A 17925-nucleotide genomic window follows, 5' to 3' on the forward strand; every position below is an offset into this window, starting at 1 on the left:
GCCATGCGATTTCCGCTGATCCTTGTTCTTGTCTTGGGCGTCACCACCGGCGCGCAGGCCGAAACCCGGCTGAGCGAGGGGGTGAGCCTTGCGCATGGCACGTTCTCTTCGGGGGGCGGGCTGACCGTCGCGACCGAGTTTCGTCGCACCGCGCAAGGTGGCACCGCGCTCTGCGGCGCATGGGCCGAGAGCGAAAGCCAGGCGAGTTACACCACGGGCGAGGCACGGCGTATCGTGCAATTGGCCAGCGTCTATGTGCAGGGTCGGCGCGTGGCGCAGGATCTGGGTGCCTTGCCACAGATCGCGCCGCAGCTGGATTATGCGGGCGCGCCTGCGGGCTGTGTCCTGACCGATTTGCCGTGGCGCACGGGGCGTGTGCCGGAGGTGTTCCTGCCGCGCCAGCAGATCGCCCATGCCGATGAGGGCGATGGCGGCCCTCACATTGTGTTTCGCCAGACCGGGCCGGGGGCCATGGGTGCGGCGCTCGAGGTGGTGCCGTTCCTGCGTCGCCTGAGCCGTCTTGTCGATCTGAGCCCCGCTGTCAGCCGGTCCGAGGGGCGCTATTCCTCGGGAGGCGGGCTACGCGTGGCCGCTGAACTCATCTCCGTCAACGGGCGGGCGCATGTCTGTGGCGTGTGGTCCGACCTGCCGGGGCAGGGGCCGCGCACCGCCAGTCTCGGGCGCGAGATCCTGCGGCGCACGCAGGCGGTGGTGGATGGGCGTGTCATGCTCGACGATCTGGGCGAGTTGCGCCGCGTGCGGCCGCGCGAAAGCTACGCGGGCGTCGATGCGACCTGCCTCGACACCGGCACGGCCTGGCGCGCCGGGATGGCGCGGCAACCGCTGCGCTTGCGCCTGCCCGATCTCGTGGTGTACCGCGATACCACGCCCGAGGGGCGCGTCCTGATCCGCTTTGGCCCGGTGCTGGGGCAGGGCTGACGCCGCAACCCCGCCGACCCCGGGTCAGTCCACCCGCCGCACCAGAAGCTGGTTGCCCGGCCCTGATTGCGTCTCGAACACCTTCAACTCCTTGATCAGGTCGCTCAGTTTCTTCTTGCCATAGCTGCGGGTGTCGAAATCCGGCTTGTCGGCCTGGATCTGCTGGCCGATGCGCCCGAGCGGATACCATTCGTCATCGCTGTCGATCTTCTCCATCGCGTCGAAGATCAGCCGCCGCGCATCGGCGATATGCTGGCTGTCGAGTTTGGTCTTGGGGGCGGTGCGGGGCGTGTCGGTCACATCCTCGTAGATGTTTTCGATAGCGACAAAGCGGTTACAGGCGTTCTTGAGCGCATCGGGTGCCTTGGCCTCGCCGATGCCAATCACCGTCAGCCCCTGCTCGCGGATGCGACTGGCCAGACGGGTAAAATCGCTGTCCGAGGATACCAGCACGAACCCGTCGAAATGGCCGGCGTGCAAAATGTCCATCGCGTCGATGACCAGCCCGATGTCAGAGGCATTCTTGCCCTTGGTATTGGCGGTCTGCTGATGCTGGACGAGGCCGAGATTCTGCGCCGTGCGGGTCCAGCCGGACAACTGCTGGCTCGACCAGTCGCCATAGACCCGGCGTAGCCCTGGCTCGCCATAGCTGGTGACCTCACGCAGGATCGCGTCGGCGTATTTCGCGGGCACGTTGTCGGCGTCGATAAGCACGGCGAGGAGTTGGGTGTCGCGGTTGGGCATGAAGAGGCTCCTTTGCCCCTTCATGCCCGATCCTGCGGCGGGGTGAAAGCGATTAGGCGTCTTCGCCGATCTTGTCCTGCGTGCGGGTTTCGAAATCTTCGGCCGCGTGCCGCTCGTGCAGTTGCATATGCGGCTCGCCGAAGCTGCGATTGACCATGCGGCCCCGCTGCACTGCCGGGCGGGCGTCGATCTTTTCGGCCCAGGCCATCACATGCTTGTAGCTTTGCACATCGAGGAAGGTGCCTGCACTATAGAGCCGTCCGAGGCACAATTGCCCATACCAAGACCAGATCGCAATATCGGCGATAGTGTATGAATCGCCCGCTATATAAGGCCGCTCCGCCAGTTGCTGGTCGAGAACGTCAAGCTGTCGCTTGGCCTCCATCGCGAAGCGGTCGATGGGGTATTGCCATTTCTCCGGCGCATAGGCGTAAAAATGACCAAAGCCCCCGCCGAGATAGGGCGCGCTGCCCATCTGCCACATCAGCCAGTTGATCACCTCGGTGCGCGCCGGGCCGTGCCCGGGCAGGAAAGCGTCGAACTTCTCGGCCAGATGCATCAGGATCGAGCCGCTCTCGAACACGCGCAGGGGCGTTTCGCCGGTGTGATCCACCAGTGCCGGAATCTTGGAATTGGGGTTCACGTCGACAAAGCCGCTGCCGAACTGATCGCCGTCGCCGATCTTGATCAGCCAGGCGTCATATTCGGCGTCACGCCCGGCGGCGAGCAGTTCCTCGAACATCACCGTCACCTTGACGCCATTGGGCGTGGCCAGCGAATAAAGCTGAAAGGGATGCTCTCCGACCGGCAGGTCTTTGTCATGGGTGGGGCCTGCAATGGGGCGGTTGATCGAGGCGAATTGCCCGCCGGAGGCCGCCTCCCACGTCCAGACCTCGGGGGGCGTATAGCTGTCGTCGCTCATCTGTCGAAATCCTTTCGAATTGTTTTGCCGTCAAGCTAACTCTTGCAGTCGCGCACACAAGCGGCGCGACTGCACAAGATTGTGTGCAAAAGTGCAATGGGCCGTCCGCCCAGCCGGTAGCCCGGGGTCGAGGCCGAGATCGCCTGTTCTTCCTCGTTCATGTCCTCGCCGATCCCTTCTAACAGCGGCGTTGGCGGGCTCCGACAGGGCGATCCTCGTCTTGGACCGCGCCTCGCGCAGTACCCGGCCCAGCCCCGCCACTGTGCCGCCGGTGCCATAGCCTGTGACCACGTAATCGAGCTTGTCGCCCTCGAAATCGCCGAGGATTTCCTGCGCCGTGGTGGCGGCGTGAATGTCGGCATTGTCCTCGGTCTCGAACTGGTGGGCGAGGAACCAGCCATTCGCCTCGGCCAGTTCCTCGGCCTTTCTGTACATGCCAAAGCCTTTCTCGGCCTTGGGTGTCAGCACCACATTGGCCCCCAACATCCGCATCAGGCGGCGACGCTCGATGGAGAAGCTTTCCGCCATCGTCACCACCAGCGGATAACCCTTCTGTGCACAGACCATGGCAAGGCCGACGCCGGTATTGCCGCTGGTCGCTTCGACCACCGTCTGCCCGGGCCTGAGCCGCCCGTCGCGCTCGGCGGCCTCGATGATGTTCACCGCCAGCCGGTCCTTGACCGAGGCCGCAGGGTTGAACGCCTCGGCCTTGACATAGATGGTCACGTGATCGGGCCCGAGATTGTTGACGCGGATCACCGGCGTGTCGCCAATGGTGTCCAGAACGCTGTCAAAACGCCTGCCGCGCCCCTTGGTGCTGCGAATGCGATTGTCGGTCATGATGGGTCTCCCTTGCGGATGGCTGTAAACCTATGCAGTGCCGAAGCGGCGGGGAAGAGTTGTTCCGACTATGCCAAACGAAACGCATGAGATCGGGAAAGCAGACCGAAAAGTGCCTTCTGTCCGGAACAAACGCAGCGGTGCTGCGAGGCGCGCCACATGCGGTGTCGGGCTGATTGAAGGGTGCCCGACAGGCTTGTGTCGTGCGATTTAACTATGCGCAGTGCGGCGCAGGCGGATCACCACATCGACCGCGCTGATTTCGGCGCCTTCAGGGGCCGAGGGCAGGCGCGAAATTTCCAGCTCGTCGGCCGGGGCGTCGCTCAGGCGGTTTTCGTCTTCCCAGAAGAAATGCGGGTGGTCATGGGTGTTGGTGTCGAAATAGCTCTTGGAACCATCGACCGTCACTTCCTGAATGAGTCCGGCATCGCAGAAGGCGCGCAGCGTGTTGTAGACGGTGGCCAGCGACACGCTTGCGCCCTGCGTCTGCACATCGGCAAAGAGGCTCTCGGCGGTGACGTGGCGGTGCTGCCCGTCGCCCACCAGAAGACGCGCCAAGGCCACACGTTGCCGCGTGGGGCGCAGCCCGGCCCCGGAGAGCCAATCGGTCGCCACTATGGTCGCTTGCGTCGTCATGGATGCCTTTCCCTTCTATATGCTGCAATATAGGGCGGCATGGCCCCCTATTTCAAACAAAATTCCGGGTGCGAGAAACAAGGCCGCAGTGATGCGGCAGGCTTGCAAGGGGCTTTTGCCCGGTGTTAGAGGGTTCAAAGATGAATTCTTTTGCGAAGCCAGCAATGAAAGGGGCCGCCCGAATGGTCGAGTATCCGAGCAGTTTCGATCGTGACGATCTGCTGAAATGCGCCCGCGGCGAGCTTTTCGGGCCGGGCAATGCGCAATTGCCTGAACCGCCAATGCTTATGATGGACCGGATCACCGAGGTGTCAGGTGATGGCGGGGCACATGGCAAGGGGCATATCGTGGCGGAATTCGATATCGACCCCGATCTGTGGTTCTTCAAATGCCATTTCCCGGGCAATCCGATCATGCCAGGTTGTCTGGGCCTCGACGGTCTGTGGCAGCTCACGGGGTTCAATCTCGGCTGGCGCGGCTGGCAGGGACGCGGCTATGCGCTGGGCGTCGGCGAGGTCAAGCTGACCGGCATGGTGCGCCCGGACAGAAAGATGCTGACCTATCACGTGGATTTCACAAAGGCGGTGCAGACCCGTCGTCTAACGATGGGGGTTGCCGATGGCCGGGTTGAGGCCGATGGTGAGGTCATCTATCAGGTCAGCGACATGAAAGTGGCCCTTTCGGAAAACTGATCAGCGCTGCAACAAGGAGAGCGCCAATGCGTCGTGTCGTCGTCACCGGTCTGGGGATTGTATCCAGCATCGGCAACAACGCCGAGGAGGTCCTGACCTCTCTCAGGGAGGGGCGGTCGGGTGTGTCCGCCAATGAGGCGATGGCCGAGCACGGCTTTCGGAGCCGGATCGCGGGGGCGATCAAACTCGATGTCGCCGAGCATGTCGACAAGCGGACCCTGCGCTTCATGGGGCCGGGGGCGGCCTATGCGCATATCGCCATGGGCCAGGCGATTGCCGATAGCGGGCTGAAAGAGGCCGATATCATCAACCCGCGCACAGGGCTGGTGGCGGGATCGGGCGGGCCATCCACTTCGGCAATGCTTTCGGCGCATCAGACTGTTCTGGAGAAGGGCAGCCCGAAACGGATCGGGCCGTTCGCGGTTCCCAAGTGCATGTCCTCCACGATCTCGGCCAACCTGTCCACCGCCTACCAAATCAAGGGGATCAACTATTCGATCACCTCGGCCTGTTCGACTAGCCTGCATTGCATCGGCAATGCGGCCGAGCAGATCATGATGGGCAAGCAGGACGTGATGTTCGCCGGTGGCGGCGAGGAATTGGACTGGACGCTGTCGTGCCTTTTCGACGCCATGGGTGCAATGTCGTCCAAATACAACGACACGCCCGAACGCGCGAGCCGCGCCTTTGACGCGGATCGCGACGGGTTCGTGATTTCCGGCGGCGGCGGGATCGTGGTGCTGGAAGATCTGGAGCACGCCAAGGCACGCGGGGCCAAGATCTATGCCGAGGTGACCGGATATGGCGCCACCTCGGACGGGGCCGACATGGTGGCCCCCTCGGGCGAGGGCGGCGAGCGCGCGATGCGCGTGGCGCTGTCGACGCTGCCCGAAGAGCGCCGCGTCAGCTATATCAACGCGCATGGCACCTCGACCCCCGTAGGTGATGTCGGCGAGGTCGAGGCGGTGCGCCGCATCTTCGGCCAAGGCTCCACCCCGCCGATCAGCTCCACCAAGTCGATGACCGGCCATTCCCAGGGAGCCACCGGCGCGCAGGAGGCGATCTATTGCCTGCTGGCGCTGGAACACGATTTCATCATCCCCTCGATCAATGTCGAGACGCTCGACCCCGCGCTTGACCCTGCCGAGATCGCGACCGCCCGGGTCGACAATGCCGGGCTCGATACGGTGATGACCAATTCCTTCGGCTTCGGCGGCACCAATGGCTGCATGCTGCTGAGCAAGTATCACGGATGACACGCATATGATGACTTCGATGCAGGGCAAGCGCGGCCTGATCATGGGGGTGGCCAATGACCGCTCCATCGCGTGGGGGATCGCCCGGGAAATGCACGCGGCGGGGGCGGAACTGGCGTTTTCCTATCAGGGCGAGAATTTCGCCAAGCGCGTGGCCCCCTTGGCCGAAAGCGTCGGCTCGGACATCCTGCTGGATGTGGATGTGACCGATGATGCCTCGCTTGACGCCGCATTTGCGGCGCTGGCCGAACGCTGGCCGACAATCGATTTCGTGGTGCACGCTATCGCCTATTCGGACAAGTCGGAACTGACCGGGCGGTTTCTCAATACCAGTCGGCAGAATTTCAAGCATTCGCTGGAAATTTCGACCTATTCCTTCATCGAGGTGGCGCGCCGGGCGCATCCGCTGATGCGCGACAAGGGCGGCTGCCTGCTGACGCTGACCTACCAGGGGTCGAATAAGGTGGTGCCGAGTTACAACGTCATGGGCGTGGCCAAGGCGGCGCTGGAGGCGGCGACGCGCTATCTGGCCAATGATCTGGGCCCAGAGGGCATCCGCGTCAATGCGATCAGCCCCGGCCCGATGAAAACACTGGCAGGCGCAGCCATCGGCGGCGCGCGCAAGACCTTCAAACATACCGAAATGAACGCGCCGATGCGCGCCAATGCCACGCTCGAGGCAATCGGCGGCACGGCAGTCTACCTCGCATCGGATGCGGGCGCCTGCACCAGCGGCGAGATCATCCATGTGGATGGCGGCTATCACGTGCTGGGCATGCCGCAGGGCGAGAATATCTGAGCCACGGTTGCCGCCCCCGAACTTGTCGGGAGCGGCGCTGCCTGCAGCGTCACAGAATGAAATCGTTCGGGTCGAGCTGTGCAATCGTGAAGTTGCACAAGATCAGGTCATGCGTGCCGAAGTCGAGCACGACAGAGTTGCCTGAAACCCGCGCGGCACCGAGACCGTCGTCGAAATCATTGACGCCGCTCAGCCCGGACAGGTCGATCTGACGGTTGCTTAGCCCCGCGTGGTGATCCCGACGGGGCTTGTGGTAAATCCGGGCTCTGCGGTGTTATTCCCATTCACCCTCAGTTTTCCTTACGTGGCCGGGGCATGCGCATGACGCTCTTGACGCCGCAGTTCCGCCTCAATTTGACCAAGCTTGCCGATCATGCTGTAGGCATGGAACAGCAGGGCAAATCTCCGGCAGGACGTCAGATGCGCGTTGAGCAGCGCGCCCGACGCGCGCGGGGCATGGCTTGGCCGGTGCGGATCGGCCTGCTGGGCTGTCTCGGGACGGCGATCTGGCAGGAGCCGACGCTTGCACCGGACCTTCATGACGGTATGAAGAGCGCGGTCGCGTCGATTGAAGCCCGGCTTGAGGAAAACGAACAGGTTGCGGCGTTCTTCAAGTCCTGGACCGGCGAACGGCTGGCGCAGGACGCGCCTAATCTTTCGGCGTCTCTGACCGATGCCCTGAGTAACTGACCCATGACAGGGAATGTGCTGCGGGCGTATTGACCGCAGCGTGGCGCATTCCCACTTCAGCAGTATGACTTACCAGAACCGCACCCACCCGAATGTGCCCGGCGTGGATCAATCGGATCGCACCGTGCCCGCCAATCTGCGCCAATCCGGCCCCACCCCCGTGCAGATGCTGATCTCGACCAGGGTCCGAAAATCCCCCTTCTGGCATCTGTCGATCGAGGCCGGGGCGTGGCGCGCGACGATCTACAACCGGATGTATCACCCGCGCGGCTATGCCCGCCCCGAAGATGGCGGCGCAATGGCCGAATACCGCGCGCTGGTCAACGGCGTGACCCTGTGGAATGTCGCCGTCGAGCGCCAGATCCGCGTGAAGGGCCCCGATGCCGAGGCGTTCGTCAACACCGTGATCACCCGCGACGCCACGCGGATCAGGCCGATGCATGGCAAATATTGCATCCTGTGCAATGAGCGGGGCGGTATCCTGAACGATCCGGTGCTGCTGCGCCTGGCCGAGGACGAGTTCTGGTTCTCGATCTCGGACAGTGACCTGATGCTCTGGTTGCAGGGGGTGAACACGCCGCGCCGCTGGGATGTGGATATCCGCGAATTGGACGTCGCCCCGCTTCAGGTGCAGGGGCCGCTCTCGGAAGATCTGATGGCGGACCTGATCGGCGAGGCGCTGCGCGACATCCCCTATTACGGCTTGATGGAGGCGCAGATTGACGGCTGCCCGGTGGTGATCAGCCAGACCGGATTCAGCGGCGAGAAGGGCTATGAGATTTACGTGCGCAATGCCTCGGAGACGGCTGAGCGCGTCTGGTATGCGCTGCGCGGTTTGGGGGCGCGGTACGGGCTGCGGGTAATCGCGCCGGGCCATCACCGCCGGATCGCCGCTGGTATCCTGTCTTGGGGGCAGGACATGGATGCCGAAACTTCGCCGTTTCAGGTCAATCTCGCCTATCAGGTGCCGCGCGACAAATCCGCCGACTACATCGGCAAGGCGGCACTGGAGGCGCAGCGCGACGAGATCGAGGCGGGGCGCTATCCGTTCGCGCTCAAGCTGGTCGGGCTGAAGATGGGCGGTTTGCCGATCACCGACTACGCGCCGGATTTCTGGCTTGTCGGTGATGCAAAGGGCGCGCGCTGTGGCTATGTCACCTCGCCGTGGTTTTCACCGGAACTGGAGCAGAATATCGCGCTGGCCCATGTGCCGTGGGATAAGTCCGCCATTGGCACGCGGTTGCAGGTCGAATTGCCGGAGATGTATCAGGAAACCTCGGGGCAGTCGGTTGCGGCGGTGGTGTCGGAGGTGCCGTTCGTGGCGTCAGAGCATCCGAGTGCGCGGGAGCGGGGGCGTGGGTAGGGGACATCAAATAGTGTTTGGACGTTGTTAGTGGTCTGGAGTTGCCGTCGACGGTTTCAGAAATGAGCCGCGCGGTGCCCGACCGCCGGGTGGGCGCAGCAAACTCGGCGGATCGCACTTTATGCCAGCCAAACACTCCCGCGTTATCAATGGCTTGATACGTTGCAAAGGCGCCCGCCCGAGGGGGCGGTCGGGCGCTGCGCGGCGGTGCCTGAGGCACCTTGATTCCGCGCATTGGGGCTGAACTTCAACGGCAGCAATAGGCCACCCGCGTCAGAACCACTGTCCCGGTTCCATCAGTCCCAGGTCGAGCAACTGCCGCGAGTGCCATTCGAAGGGGATCGAATTGTGCCAGGTGAACCCCTCGATATCGAAGGTCGACCCCGGGTTGCGCTTGAGCGCCTTGGCGGTGCGGAATGACACGATGGCGGCCGTCAGGTTATTGTGCCACGGGCAGGCATAGGTGTTGTATTCCTCGTCCGAGAACGTGTGATCGTCGCGCAGGTGCAAGCCCTCTTTGGCGCGGAACAGCGCGATACGGTCGATCTTGCGTCGGGCGGCGGGGATGTGTTCCTCATAGCGCCAGCGCAGCCCGCCAAAGAAATCGAGCTGCCGTTCGCGTGGGTGGTTGTGATTGGCCGGATCGTTGCGGGCCAGCGCGTAATAGCCGGATTTGTCCATATGCGCCTCTTCCAGCGAGACGGCGGTGGGATGGCGGGTGAGATCACCGGCATAGAGGTCGATCACATAGGTCAGCATCGCGTCGCGCCGTTCCTCGGTGTGGAAGGCCAGCAACTCGCCCACGGTGCGCGTCTCGCAGAATGGGTAAAACAGGTATTCGGCATTGTAGCAGTAATACATCCACAGCCCCGGTGCGGCCTTGATCACCTTGTCCACCGCCTCGGTCAGGCTATCGCCTGAGGGCAGATCATAGGCGATGCGATGGATGAGCGGGTTTTCGGTGACATCGGGCGCGAGGGCAAAGCTGTCGGGGGCGAGGAACAGCACCGATTTGAACCCCGAATCGATATGGTGGCGCAGGGTGGAATCAAGCTCTACCTCGTCCTCGGCAAAGACCATCGCGACCGGCCCCTTGGCGAGGGCGGTGCCGGGGGCGGCGAGAAACTCGGTCAGGGTCGGGGCGGTCATGGGCTGCTCTGTCCTATTGTTGGCGGCAGAGTCCGTCAAACGCGCGGGCATTGCAAGTGCCCCCTGTGGTGATGTAGTCACCCGGCTTAAACTCTCAGGCGGAGGCCCGGCGCATGGCGGATGTGAAAAAGCTCTATATCAAGACCTATGGCTGTCAGATGAACGTCTATGACAGCGAGCGCATGGCCGAGGCCATGGGCGGGGCGGGCTATGTCACAACCGAGAATGCGGCCGAGGCCGACATGATCCTGCTCAACACCTGTCATATCCGCGAGAAGGCCGCCGAGAAGGTCTATTCCGAACTGGGCCGTTTCCGCGCGCTGAAGGACGAAAAGCCCGATCTCAAGATCGGCGTGGCGGGCTGCGTGGCGCAGGCCGAGGGGCAGGAGATCATGCGTCGTCAGCCGCTGGTCGATCTGGTGGTCGGCCCGCAGAGCTATCACCGCCTGCCGCAGATGGAGGCGCGGGTGCGCGAGGGCGGCAAGGCCCTCGACACCGATTTTCCACTGGATGACAAGTTCGACACGCTGCGACACCGGCCCAAGGCGAAACGCGGGCCGACCGCGTTTCTGACCGTGCAGGAGGGCTGCGACAAGTTCTGCGCCTTCTGCGTGGTGCCCTATACGCGCGGGGCCGAGGTGAGCCGACCGGCCGCACGCGTGCTGGAAGAGGCGCGCGATCTGGTCGAGAGGGGCGTGCGCGAGATCACCTTGCTGGGGCAGAACGTCAATGCCTATCATGGCGCAGGCGAGGGCGGCGACTGGAGCCTCGCGCGGCTGATCTGGGCGCTCAATGACATCGACGGGCTGGAGCGTATCCGCTTTACCACCAGCCACCCCAATGACATGGATGACGACCTGATCGCGGCGCATGGGGAATGCGCAAAGCTGATGCCCTATCTGCATCTGCCGGTGCAGTCGGGCTCCGACCGCATCCTCAAGCGGATGAACCGCAGCCACACCGCCGACAGCTATCTGCGGCTGATCGAGCGTATCCGCGCGGCGCGGCCGGATATCCTGATGTCGGGCGATTTCATCGTCGGCTTCCCGGAAGAGACCGAAGAGGATTTTCAGGCCACGATGGACCTGATCGAGGCGGTGAATTACGGCTACGCGTTCTCGTTCAAGTATTCCACCCGGCCCGGCACCCCGGCAGCGGAACGCGCGCAGGTGTCGGAGGATGTGAAATCCGAGCGGTTGCACCGGCTTCAGGCGTTGATCACCAGGCAGCAGCGCGCTGCACAGGACGCGATGGTCGGGCGCACCGTCGGCGTGCTTTTTGAAAAGCCCGGGCGCATGGCGGGGCAGATGGTCGGCAAGTCGGATTATCTGCATGCGGTTCATGTGGCGGATGACCGTGTGAAACCTGGCAATCTGGCGCAGGTCGAGATCATCGAGAGCGGGGCTAATTCTCTGGCGGGGCGGGTGGTTTCGGTCTGAAACACATAGCCCGGCAGGGAATGCGGCGAAAATGCGGCCGTGAATTGGGATTGTTTCCGATTTGTCCACAATATGTGGTAGAAACTGCTTCACTTTGACGACATTCTTGTTAAACTTTTAGAGCATTTGGAGTTGGCGTGGGCCTCCGTGGTGGATGCGCCTTCTGGGGGAAATAAAAGGATAGTAGCCGTGGTTAAATTGACGTCGGAAACGCTGCGCAGTCTGGTGAGGGGGGCCGCTGTCACGGCGCTTTCACTGGCTCTGACGGCTGGAACAGCGACCGCTCAGGACGATCGTATCGTGAGCGGCGAAAGATACATTCCCACCATCTGGGTCGATCCCGATGGCTGCGAGCATTGGGTGATGGATGACGGGGCAGAGGGCTACATGAGCCCGCATGTCAGCCGTCAAGGCATTCCGGTATGCCGTGAACTCAACCTTTGTGGCGTGGTCAATACCGATCAGCATTTCGCGACAGACAGTGCGCGGATCCGCCCGGGGGGACGCGAAAACCTCATGAATTTCTTCCGCGAAGCGGGCGCAGTCTCCTACCTGATTGTGGGACATACCGACAGCCGCGCATCAGATGAATACAACATGGACCTCTCATTGCGCAGGGCAAATGCAGTTGCTGCCGTCGCGCAAAGCGTGGGCGCGCGTATTTCGGATGTGCGCGGTTACGGTGAACGGCGGCCCAAGGCGTCGAACAATACCGCCGAAGGCATGGCACAGAATCGCCGTGTCGAAATCATGTGCTGGCGCTGAGGGGATTGAATGATGAAGAAGTTTAAATTTGCACTTGTGGTCCCAGCGATCGCCATTCTGTCCGCCTGTACAGGGGGGCACATGTCTGTCGGTCCGGATAAAACCCGTGATCGGGGGACGGATCAGAAACATCTCAGCCAGTTGCAGGCGGGTATTTGGGTCGATCCGAATGGCTGCGATCACTGGATCATCGACGACGGTCTCGAAGGCTATCTGTCACAGCGGCTCGACAAGTTCGGTAAGCCGGTCTGTTCCGGCGTGGCCCCGCCAACCGTTGCGACCGGACCCTTCAAAGGAGGAACCTCAATTCCTGATACGCTTTGACGAATGTGAGCAGATTTTACTGAACAACGGAACTGCGGGCAAATCGCCCGCAGTTTTTCGTAGAGTTAATGGTCTCGCACGTCCAGAGCTTGCGCCCCGCGCTACATGTTGGCACTCTGAGCCCAGACCTTTTGCAGTGGGAGACACGTTTGGTCCATAGCGCACCGCCCCCCGTCCCGGATATGACCGCAGGCCAAGAAACCCTTGTCGAATTTCCCGATAACCGTCTGCTGATCGAGCTTTGCGGCGAATATGACCGCAACCTCGCCGATATAGAGAAATCCCTTGGAATCCAGATCCTGCGCCGGGGCAATCAGCTAGTGGTGGTGGGTGAGACGGATGCGCGCGAGGTGGCGGCAGAGGTGCTTGGCGCGCTTTACGAGCGGCTGGAAAGTGGCAAGAGCGTTGAGAGCGGCGATGTTGACCGCGAATTGCGCATGGGCGGCGACGAGGGCGAATCGGGTAGCGACGAGGGCGATCAGCTTGAGATGTTCAAGGGCGGCGCGGTTGAGATCAAGACCCGCAAGAAGCTGGTGGAACCGCGCACCGACGCGCAGAAGGCCTATGTGCGCTCGCTCTTCGCGCATGAATTGGCGTTCGGCATCGGGCCTGCGGGCACCGGCAAGACCTATCTGGCCGTCGCGGTCGGCGTGAACATGTTCATCGAGGGGCATGTCGACCGCATCATCCTCAGCCGTCCGGCGGTCGAGGCGGGCGAGAAGCTGGGATATCTGCCCGGCGACATGAAGGACAAGGTCGATCCCTACATGCAGCCGCTCTATGATGCGCTGAATGATTTTCTGCCTGCCAAGCAACTGGCCAAGCTGGTCGAGGAAAAGCGGATCGAGATCGCGCCCCTGGCGTTCATGCGGGGGCGGACGCTGGCCAATGCCTTTGTTGTGCTGGATGAGGCGCAGAACGCGACCTCGATGCAGATGAAAATGTTTCTGACCCGTCTGGGCGAAGGCTCGCGCATGGTCATCACCGGCGACCGCACGCAGATCGACCTGCCGCGCGGTGTGCCCTCGGGGCTGGCCGATGCCGAGCGGTTGCTGACGACCATTCCGCAGATCAGCTTCAACTATTTCACTGCCAAGGACGTGGTGCGGCATCCGCTGGTGGCCGCGATCATCGAAGCCTATGAGGCCGATGGTTAGACGCACATGCTGACCGAGGTGATGATCGAGGACGACCGCTGGCAGGCGGTGGGGCTGGCGGCGCTGGCCGAGCGGGCCGCAGAGGCCACTTTGGCGCATCTGGGGCTGGCCCCGGGAGATTGGGAGATCAGCGTCCTGGGCTGTGACGATGCGCGCATCGCCGTCCTGAACGATGATTTCCGGGACAAGCCGCAGCCGACCAATGTATTGAGCTGGCCAAGCGAGGAGCGCGGGGCCGACCGCCCCGGCGCGTGCCCCGACCTGCCCGAGGCGGGGCCTGATCCGGCATTGGGCGATATCGCGATTGCCTATGAGACCTGCGCGCGCGAGGCCGAGGCCGGCGACAAACCGCTGGGTGATCATGTGACACACCTGATCGTGCATGCGGTGTTGCATTTGTTGGGTTACGATCACATCCGTGACCAAGATGCCACTTTGATGGAGGCGACAGAGGTGGCGATACTTGGCAAACTGGGGGTTGGTGACCCATATTAGCTATCGAGGGGCCTAGACCCCTGTGATTTGGAAAAGAGACGGATGGACGAGAGTACGGACGGGTCTTCTAGCGCAGCGCAGGGCGCGCAGCCGGACGGCCACAATGGGAGTGACGATACGGGCGGATTTTTCCGCCGCGTGATCGGGATATTCAACCCGGTCGAGGACACTGATGAGGAGGCGCAAGACGCCGCCGAGCGCGCGAACGGCGCGCCGGGAATTGGCAATCTACGCCACATGGCGGTCGAGGACGTGGCCATCCCGAAGGCCGAGATCGTCTCGATTCCCGCCGATATCGACAAGGACGATCTGGTGCATGTCTTCCGCGACAGCGGCATGACACGTCTGCCGGTCTATGAGGGCACGCTCGATACCCCCATCGGCATGATCCACCTCAAGGATTTTGCCTTGAAGCACGGGTTCAATGGCAATGGCCCCGCGTTTTCTCTGAAAAAGATGCTGCGGCCGCTGCTTTTCGTGCCACCGTCGATGCCGATTGGGGTGTTGCTGCAAAAGATGCAGGCCGAGCGGAGGCACATGGCGCTGGTGATCGACGAATATGGTGGCGTGGATGGGCTTGTGACCATCGAGGATCTGATCGAACAGGTGGTTGGCGAGATCGAGGACGAGCACGATATCGACGAGGGCCAATACTGGACCGAGGAAAAGCCCGGCTGTTACATCGCCCTCGCCAAGACCCCGCTGGAGGAATTCGAGGCCGAGATCGGTCAATCGCTCACCGATGTGGACGAAGTGGACGAGGAAGAGATCGACACCATCGGCGGGCTGGTCTTTATGCTATTGGGCCGGGTGCCGGTGCGTGGCGAGGTGATCGAACATCCCGCGGGTCCGGTGATCGAGGTGATGGAGGCTGACCCGCGCCGGATCAAGCGGGTGCGGGTGCGGCTGGTCGAGTCGGCGCATGGCTGATCAGGGGCGCGTGGCCGGCATGGTCGCGCATATCCTCGTCACGTCGCGCGGGCGGCGCGTGCCGCTTTTACTGCTGATCGGGGCGCTGGCAGCTCTGGGGCAGGCCCCGATCGGGGCGTGGCCGGTGACGCTGCTGGCGCTGGCGGTGGTATTTGGTCTGTTCCGGATGACCGAGGGATGGCGGCAGGCGGCCTGGCTGGGCTGGCTGATCGGCACCGGCTATTTCCTGATGGCGCTGAACTGGATTGTCGAACCGTTCCTCGTGGATGTGGCGCGGCATGGCTGGATAGCACCGTTTGCGCTGCTGGCGTTGGGCGCGGGGCTGGCGCTATTCTGGGCCCTGGGGCTGGGTGTCGGGCGGGCGATGGGGGGCGGAGTGCCCGGATTCATTGGCGGCATGGGCCTTGCAGAACTGGCGCGGGGTTTTGTCTTTACAGGCTTTCCATGGGCGCAGCCGGGGCATGTGCTGATTGACACAGGGTATTTGCACTGGGCGGCGTGGCTGGGCGCGCCGGGGTTGCTGGCGCTGGTGCTGGCAGCGTCGGCGTTGATCTGGCAGGCGGGGACGGCCCGGCACCTGCCGTCGATGCTGGGGCTGCTGGCGCTCGTGGTGCTTTTGCCGTTGGGGGCATGGCGCACGCCCGAAGCGGGTGCCGGGCCCGAGGCCGCTACGGTGCGCCTTGTGCAACCCAATGCGCCACAACATGAGAAATGGGATCCCGACAAGATCCAAGGCTTTTACGAGCGACAGTTGCAGTTCTCGGCGGCGGGCGAGGGTGCGCGGCCTGACCTGATCGTCTGGCCCGAGACAGCGGTGCCGGTGATGCTCAACCGTGCGGGGCCAACGCTTGAGACAATTTCGCGGGTGGCCGGCGGGGTGCCGGTAGTGCTGGGCATTCAGCGGTTCGACGGGCCGCGTCTCTATAATTCGCTGGCCTTTGTGGAGGCGGGGGGCGCGGTCGCGGCGGTCTATGACAAGCATCATCTTGTGCCCTTCGGGGAATACATGCCGTTCGGCGATTTTCTGGCGCAGTTGGGGATCCATGGCCTCGCGTCGAATGCCGGGCAGGGCTATTCTGCCGGGCCCGGTGCGCAGGTGCTCGACCTTGGGGCCGTGGGCCGGGCGCTGCCGCTGATTTGCTACGAGGGCGTATTTTCACGCGACCTGCGGGCGGCGCCTGAGCGTGCCGATTTCCTCTTGCTGATCACCAACGATGCGTGGTTTGGCAAGATTTCCGGCCCCTATCAGCATCTGGCGCAGGCGCGGTTGCGCAGTGCCGAGATGGGGCTGCCGATGATCCGGGTCGCCAATACCGGCGTCTCGGCGATGATCGACGCCACCGGGCGTGTCATGGCAAGTATCCCGATGGGCGAGGCGGGCTGGCGCGATGCGGCCCTGCCGCCGCCCCTGCCGCCGACGCTCTACGCGCGGCTGGGGGATGCGCCGACGATCCTGCTGTTTCTGGGCCTGCTGGGGCTGTCGCGGCTGCGCCACAGGGCGCGGCAAACCGGTGTAGTTCTGCATTGACGCGACCGGGTAGGGGGCGTAACGACACGCAACACCCGTCACAACGGCTTCCTGGCGTGACGGCGTCACACAATGGAGCACGTTCATGCCAAGACAGAACTACCTTTTCACCTCCGAATCCGTTTCGGAGGGGCATCCGGATAAGGTCTGTGACCGGATTTCCGATGCGATCCTCGATGCATTCCTCGCCGAGGAAGAGAACGCGAGGGTCGCCTGCGAGACCTTTGCGACCACCAATTGCGTGGTCGTCGGCGGTGAGGTGGGGCTGTCGGACAAGTCGCGGCTCGCGGATTTCATGGGCCGGATCGACGGGATCGTGCGCGACTGCGTGCGTGATATCGGGTACGAGCAAGACGAATTTCACTGGAATACCTTGCAGTTGCACAACATGCTGCACCCGCAGTCGGCGCATATCGCGCAAGGCGTGGACCGTGATGGCGCGGGCGATCAAGGCATCATGTTCGGGTTTGCCGTGGATGAGACCGACGCGCTCATGCCGGCACCGCTGCTTTTTTCGCATGCGATCCTGAAGCGGCTCGCGGAGGTGCGCAAATCGGGGGCTGAGCCGACGCTCGGGCCCGATGCCAAGTCGCAGCTGACGCTGCGTTACGAGGATGGCAAGCCGGTTGAGGTGACTCAGCTTGTGCTGTCGACGCAGCATACCGACGAGGCGCAGACCAGCGACGACATTCGCGCCATCGTCGAGCCGTATATCACCGAAGTGCTGCCGAAAGAGTGGATCACGAGCAATACCGAATGGCATGTCAATCCCACCGGCACCTTCGTGATCGGAGGGCCTGACGGCGATGCGGGCCTGACCGGGCGCAAGATCATCGTGGACACCTATGGTGGGGCGGCCCCGCATGGCGGCGGCGCGTTCTCGGGCAAGGATCCGACCAAGGTGGACCGCTCTGCGGCCTATGCCGCGCGGTATCTGGCCAAGAATATCGTGGCGGCCGGTCTGGCACAGAAATGCACGCTGCAACTGAGCTATGCGATCGGCGTGGCGCGGCCCTTGTCGATCTATGTCGATACGCATGGCACTGGCCAGGTGCACGAAGCCGAGATCGAGAAAGCGGTTGCGCAGAACATGGATCTGACCCCGCGCGGTATTCGCGAGCATCTGTCGCTGACCCGTCCGATCTATGCGCGCACGGCGGCCTATGGTCATTTCGGGCGCGCGCCCGACGATGATGGCGGCTTCAGCTGGGAGCGCACCGATCTGGTCGAGGCGCTGAAAAAATCCGTTTGATCAAG

18 protein-coding genes, 1 pseudogene and 1 riboswitch are annotated in these 17925 nt (G+C 63.0%); of the genes and pseudogenes, 14 read left to right on the plus strand and 5 right to left on the minus strand.

What is annotated here, in order from left to right; genetic code table 11:
* Window positions 1-3: 3 nt before the first annotated feature.
* Window positions 4-939, plus strand: a complete 936-nt coding sequence (locus BHD06_RS08650; RefSeq protein WP_080456600.1) for an orotidine 5-phosphate decarboxylase — start codon at window positions 4-6, stop codon at window positions 937-939.
* A 24-nt stretch (window positions 940-963) separates the two neighbouring features.
* Here BHD06_RS08650 and BHD06_RS08655 read toward each other — a convergent pair whose 3' ends face one another.
* From BHD06_RS08655 to irrA, 4 genes and pseudogenes are all read right to left on the minus strand, one after another.
* Window positions 964-1683, minus strand: coding sequence for an NYN domain-containing protein (locus tag BHD06_RS08655; RefSeq protein WP_080456601.1), 720 nt, complete (start codon window positions 1681-1683; stop codon window positions 964-966).
* A 52-nt stretch (window positions 1684-1735) separates the two neighbouring features.
* Window positions 1736-2605: a glutathione-dependent disulfide-bond oxidoreductase gene (yghU, locus tag BHD06_RS08660; protein WP_080456602.1), complete on the minus strand. Its 870-nt coding sequence runs from the start codon at window positions 2603-2605 to the stop codon at window positions 1736-1738.
* A 141-nt stretch (window positions 2606-2746) separates the two neighbouring features.
* Window positions 2747-3445, minus strand: a pseudogene (locus BHD06_RS08665) (PLP-dependent cysteine synthase family protein); the annotation flags it as partial.
* A gap of 210 nt (window positions 3446-3655) precedes the next feature.
* Window positions 3656-4081, minus strand: coding sequence for an iron response transcriptional regulator IrrA (gene irrA / locus BHD06_RS08670; protein WP_080456604.1), 426 nt, complete (start codon window positions 4079-4081; stop codon window positions 3656-3658).
* 182 nt (window positions 4082-4263) lie between these two features.
* Here irrA and fabA point away from each other — a divergent pair, with 182 nt between their 5' ends.
* The 5 genes from fabA to BHD06_RS08695 all read left to right on the plus strand — a co-directional run bounded on the left by fabA (window position 4264) and on the right by BHD06_RS08695 (window position 8881).
* Window positions 4264-4773, plus strand: a complete 510-nt coding sequence (gene fabA / locus BHD06_RS08675; RefSeq protein WP_080456605.1) for a bifunctional 3-hydroxydecanoyl-ACP dehydratase/trans-2-decenoyl-ACP isomerase — start codon at window positions 4264-4266, stop codon at window positions 4771-4773.
* 26 nt (window positions 4774-4799) lie between these two features.
* The gene (gene fabB, locus BHD06_RS08680; protein WP_080456606.1) at window positions 4800-6029 is read left to right on the plus strand and encodes a beta-ketoacyl-ACP synthase I; all 1230 of its coding nucleotides are present in this window, start codon (window positions 4800-4802) and stop codon (window positions 6027-6029) included.
* 7 nt (window positions 6030-6036) lie between these two features.
* Window positions 6037-6828 carry an enoyl-ACP reductase gene (locus tag BHD06_RS08685; RefSeq protein ID WP_080456607.1) on the plus strand — a complete coding sequence of 264 codons (792 nt, stop codon included), beginning with the start codon at window positions 6037-6039 and terminating at the stop codon, window positions 6826-6828.
* A gap of 321 nt (window positions 6829-7149) precedes the next feature.
* The gene (locus tag BHD06_RS08690; RefSeq protein ID WP_139784671.1) at window positions 7150-7518 is read left to right on the plus strand and encodes a hypothetical protein; all 369 of its coding nucleotides are present in this window, start codon (window positions 7150-7152) and stop codon (window positions 7516-7518) included.
* A gap of 64 nt (window positions 7519-7582) precedes the next feature.
* The gene (locus BHD06_RS08695) at window positions 7583-8881 is read left to right on the plus strand and encodes a glycine cleavage T C-terminal barrel domain-containing protein (protein WP_080456701.1); all 1299 of its coding nucleotides are present in this window, start codon (window positions 7583-7585) and stop codon (window positions 8879-8881) included.
* Between the two features lie 273 nt (window positions 8882-9154).
* Here the strand turns inward: BHD06_RS08695 and BHD06_RS08700 are convergent, their stop codons facing one another.
* A complete protein-coding gene (locus tag BHD06_RS08700; protein ID WP_080456609.1) occupies window positions 9155-10030 on the minus strand; it encodes a hypothetical protein in 876 nt (291 codons plus the stop codon).
* 113 nt (window positions 10031-10143) lie between these two features.
* On the opposite strand from BHD06_RS08700, the gene miaB reads away from it, so the two are divergent.
* The 8 genes from miaB (at window position 10144) to metK (ending at window position 17920) form a co-directional block, all read left to right on the plus strand.
* The gene (gene miaB, locus BHD06_RS08705; RefSeq protein ID WP_080456610.1) at window positions 10144-11469 is read left to right on the plus strand and encodes a tRNA (N6-isopentenyl adenosine(37)-C2)-methylthiotransferase MiaB; all 1326 of its coding nucleotides are present in this window, start codon (window positions 10144-10146) and stop codon (window positions 11467-11469) included.
* 225 nt (window positions 11470-11694) lie between these two features.
* A complete protein-coding gene (locus BHD06_RS08710) occupies window positions 11695-12234 on the plus strand; it encodes an OmpA family protein (protein WP_080456702.1) in 540 nt (179 codons plus the stop codon).
* A gap of 12 nt (window positions 12235-12246) precedes the next feature.
* The gene (locus tag BHD06_RS08715) at window positions 12247-12558 is read left to right on the plus strand and encodes a hypothetical protein (RefSeq protein WP_139784679.1); all 312 of its coding nucleotides are present in this window, start codon (window positions 12247-12249) and stop codon (window positions 12556-12558) included.
* 182 nt (window positions 12559-12740) lie between these two features.
* Window positions 12741-13715, plus strand: coding sequence for a PhoH family protein (locus BHD06_RS08720; RefSeq protein WP_080456611.1), 975 nt, complete (start codon window positions 12741-12743; stop codon window positions 13713-13715).
* Between the two features lie 6 nt (window positions 13716-13721).
* A complete protein-coding gene (gene ybeY / locus BHD06_RS08725) occupies window positions 13722-14210 on the plus strand; it encodes an rRNA maturation RNase YbeY (protein ID WP_080456612.1) in 489 nt (162 codons plus the stop codon).
* Window positions 14211-14252: 42 nt separating this feature from the next.
* Window positions 14253-15140: a hemolysin family protein gene (locus BHD06_RS08730; protein ID WP_080456613.1), complete on the plus strand. Its 888-nt coding sequence runs from the start codon at window positions 14253-14255 to the stop codon at window positions 15138-15140.
* Window positions 15133-16668, plus strand: a complete 1536-nt coding sequence (lnt, locus tag BHD06_RS08735) for an apolipoprotein N-acyltransferase (RefSeq protein ID WP_080456614.1) — start codon at window positions 15133-15135, stop codon at window positions 16666-16668. Before BHD06_RS08730 ends, lnt begins: the two co-directional genes overlap by 8 nt.
* Before the next feature lie 32 nt (window positions 16669-16700).
* Window positions 16701-16748, plus strand: a riboswitch (SAM-SAH riboswitch).
* 5 nt (window positions 16749-16753) lie between these two features.
* Window positions 16754-17920 carry a methionine adenosyltransferase gene (gene metK, locus BHD06_RS08740; RefSeq protein ID WP_080456615.1) on the plus strand — a complete coding sequence of 389 codons (1167 nt, stop codon included), beginning with the start codon at window positions 16754-16756 and terminating at the stop codon, window positions 17918-17920.
* The last annotated feature ends 5 nt before the right edge of the window (window positions 17921-17925 follow it).

The sequence above is a fragment of the Roseovarius sp. A-2 genome (genome assembly GCF_002072155.1).
Classification (GTDB): Bacteria; Pseudomonadota; Alphaproteobacteria; order Rhodobacterales; family Rhodobacteraceae; genus Roseovarius.